The organism is uncultured Boseongicola sp., from assembly GCF_937988555.1.
In the GTDB taxonomy this organism is placed as follows: Bacteria; Pseudomonadota; Alphaproteobacteria; order Rhodobacterales; family Rhodobacteraceae; genus Boseongicola.
The window spans coordinates 1-2,882 of record NZ_CALJXO010000300.1; the positions used below are offsets into that span (position 1 = coordinate 1).

Below are 2,882 nucleotides of genomic sequence, written 5' to 3' on the forward strand. Positions count from 1 at the left end.
GGCGGATACCAATAAGGCTTCCGGCATCTCCGGTCGTGAGGGCTGAAACGGAGCTTTGTGTCATGCGGCGTATAATGTCGCTTCTATTGTTATCGCGGGTCGCAACCCGTCATTTTCTAACCCGATTGGCGGCAAATTCACAGTCAGAAGCACCTTTTCAGCCCCCGGAAACCTCGATTGTGGTTTCGGGCAGCTTAATTCCCGCCAATTGTTACGCCGCCATCGATCACAATGCCCTGGCCGGTAAGGAATTTGCCTGCTTTTGAGGCCAGAAAAACGGCCATGCCGGCGATCTCATCGGGGTCACCGATTCGCCGCAACGGGGCGTTCGCCGTAGAGGCCTTCAGGATCTCGGGGTTTTCCCAAAGGGCGCGCGCGAAGTCGGTCTTGACCAGTCCCGGCGCAATGGCATTGGCGGTAATTCCATGCGGGCCGTATTCCACCGCAATGTTGCGGGCAAGCTGGAAGTCGGCGGCCTTGGAAATGCCGTAGGCGCCCAGCATGGATGAGCCGCGCAAGCCTCCAATGGAAGAAACGATGACGACCGCCCCATCGCCGCGCTCCTTCATTTGCGGCAATACCATGTTTGACAGCCAGAAATTGCTTTGCACGTTGCAGTGCATGATTTTTTCAAACGCGTCGTCGGGGCAATCAATGGAAGGGCCGAAATAAGGGTTCACCGCGGCATTACAGATCAAAGCATCAATTTGGCCCCATTTGGCGTTGGTCTGATCCACAAGATTTTTCAGTTGTTCCTTGTGAGAAATGTTGCAAGGCACAGGGATGGCAACCTCCGCGCCATTTCCGTGGGCGGCGTTGATTTCTTTTGCAACCGCATCGCACGCGTCCGCTTTGCGGCTTGAAATAACCACTTTCGCGCCATGTTCGGCCAGACGGTAGGCGATGGCTTTGCCAATGCCTTTGGTGGATCCAGTGATAACGGCGACTTTCCCCGACAGGTCGAACAGAGTCATGTGGTGACGCTCCTTTTGTGGTTAACGACCGGCGCGGGCAATCGTGACCGGTGGATTGACGTGGCGCAAAGCGATCTTGCGCAGGAATCTGCAAGGTGTAGCGTATGAACACAGGCGGGCACTTGTGAAGGCCTGAACGCACTATATTTAAAGGGCCTCAGGCGATTTTTGCCTTGAGCCGGTGTGACGGGCAAAAGATTTGGGAGAAGAGGACAACCTCCATGAAAAAAGTACTGACATTGGCGGCGGCGGCGGTCTTGCTTGCCGGCTGTACGACCACCGACCCCTATACGGGTGAACAGCGTACCAGCCGTGCCACGCAAGGCGCGATTATTGGTGCCTTGGGCGGCGCGATCGTTGGCGCACTAACCAACACCTCCAGCGGTGACCAAGCCGCAAAGAACGCGCTGATCGGCGCGGGCATCGGTGCCCTCGCGGGCGGGGCCATCGGCAACTATATGGATCAGCAAGAAGCTGAGCTGCGACGTGAGCTTGAGGGCACGGGCGTGCGGGTCTACCGCAACGGCGATTATATTGAGCTCATCATGCCGTCGAACATTACCTTTGACACCGGCAGCTGGCAGGTGAAGCAGGATTTTCGGCGTACCCTGCATTCTGTGGCAACGGTGCTGAACCACTACAACCGCACTTACATCTACGTTGATGGCCACACCGATACGGTGGGCAGCCGTGAATACAATCAGGATCTTTCTGAACGCCGTGCCGAATCAGTGGCGCAAGAACTGATCGTTCGCGATGTTCTGGCGGGCCGATTGATCGTTCGCGGATTTGGGGAAACCCAGCCGTTGATTCCGACCGGCGATAATGTGAATGAGCCGCAGAACCGCCGTGTGGAAATCCAGATCGTGCCCTATACCAACGACCGGAACTACTAAAGTTCCGCTATTCTGGCTTCGGAAAAGGGTCGGGCGCATTGCGCTCGGCCCTTTTTTCTTGTGCGCGATGCGGACCCCTCTGGTTTGGTTAACAGATTGGAAAGCAGGCTCGCCCCAGACTGGCGCTATTCGGGGAAACAGCTATTCGGCCAGGGCCCCTGGGGGAGTGCGCGCCAAATGTCCTTTTTGACCAATATTTTTGTCATCGGATCCTATGTGATTATCGCCCTGGCGCTCTCTATGGGGCTGCAGGCCTTTGCAGGGGTTGAGCCCGTCGTGGGCTGGTTGGCAGCTGCCGTATTCTTCCTTTTCGCCGCGCAAATTCACGGGACCCTGAACAGAGCACAGGAAAATGCGGTCCTGAGCAGTGAGATCGCGACGCTGCGACAGGCGCTTGGGGCATCCGAGCAAGACCTTGAAGCCATGGCAGAACGCCTTGACGACATGGACGGCCGTGTGCAGGGCGTAGGGGATGTCCGCAATCGGCGGCTGACATCCGAAATGAAAGTCCTGGAAAGCCTGGTGCAGCAATTTGCCAGCGGCATTGCCGAACGGACTGCCGAACGGCAAAAAGCCGTGATGCCGGATCGGGTCGCGGACAATAATGAAATTCCAAATGAAGACTGGAAGGTTGGCAAGTTCGACAAAGCCAATCCCAGCGCGTTTGATCGCGCGACAGACGAACAACTGTTGACGGCGGTGCGCGAGTCGCTTGCCGAAAATCGAGTCGATTTATATTTGCAGCCCGTTGTCTCGCTGCCCCAGCGCCGATTGCGTTTCTATGAAGCGCTGACCCGACTTAGAGCAGACAGTGGCGAGATACTAATGCCGCGACACTATCTTCGGGTTGCCGAAGATGCGGGCCTGATGTCGACGGTGGATAATTTGCTTTTGTTCCGTTCAGTGCAAATCATTCGTAAGCTGATGGAATCAGAAAACGACGCGCGTATGTTCTGCAACATTTCATCCAGCTCACTTCAGGACAAGATCTTCTTCCCGCAGTTTCTCGACT

General features: G+C 56.1%; 3 protein-coding genes and 1 pseudogene. 3 read left to right on the forward strand and 1 reads right to left on the reverse strand.

The genetic code is table 11. From position 1 onward, the window contains the following. Positions 1-194: 194 nt before the first annotated feature. Positions 195-974 carry a glucose 1-dehydrogenase gene (locus Q1B15_RS17745; RefSeq protein ID WP_299756233.1) on the reverse strand — a complete coding sequence of 260 codons (780 nt, stop codon included), beginning with the start codon at positions 972-974 and terminating at the stop codon, positions 195-197. A 221-nt stretch (positions 975-1,195) separates the two neighbouring features. Between Q1B15_RS17745 and Q1B15_RS17750 the strand changes: the two are divergent. The 3 genes and pseudogenes from Q1B15_RS17750 to Q1B15_RS17760 form a co-directional block, all read left to right on the forward strand. Further along, positions 1,196-1,435, forward strand: a pseudogene (locus Q1B15_RS17750) (YMGG-like glycine zipper-containing protein); the annotation flags it as partial. Beyond that, positions 1,433-1,870: an OmpA family protein gene (locus tag Q1B15_RS17755; RefSeq protein WP_366141744.1), complete on the forward strand. Its 438-nt coding sequence runs from the start codon at positions 1,433-1,435 to the stop codon at positions 1,868-1,870. The pseudogene Q1B15_RS17750 and the gene Q1B15_RS17755, both read left to right, overlap by 3 nt. 177 nt (positions 1,871-2,047) lie before the next feature. Beyond that, on the forward strand, positions 2,048-2,882 hold an 835-nt coding region (locus Q1B15_RS17760), incomplete at its 3' end, for an EAL domain-containing protein (protein WP_299756235.1).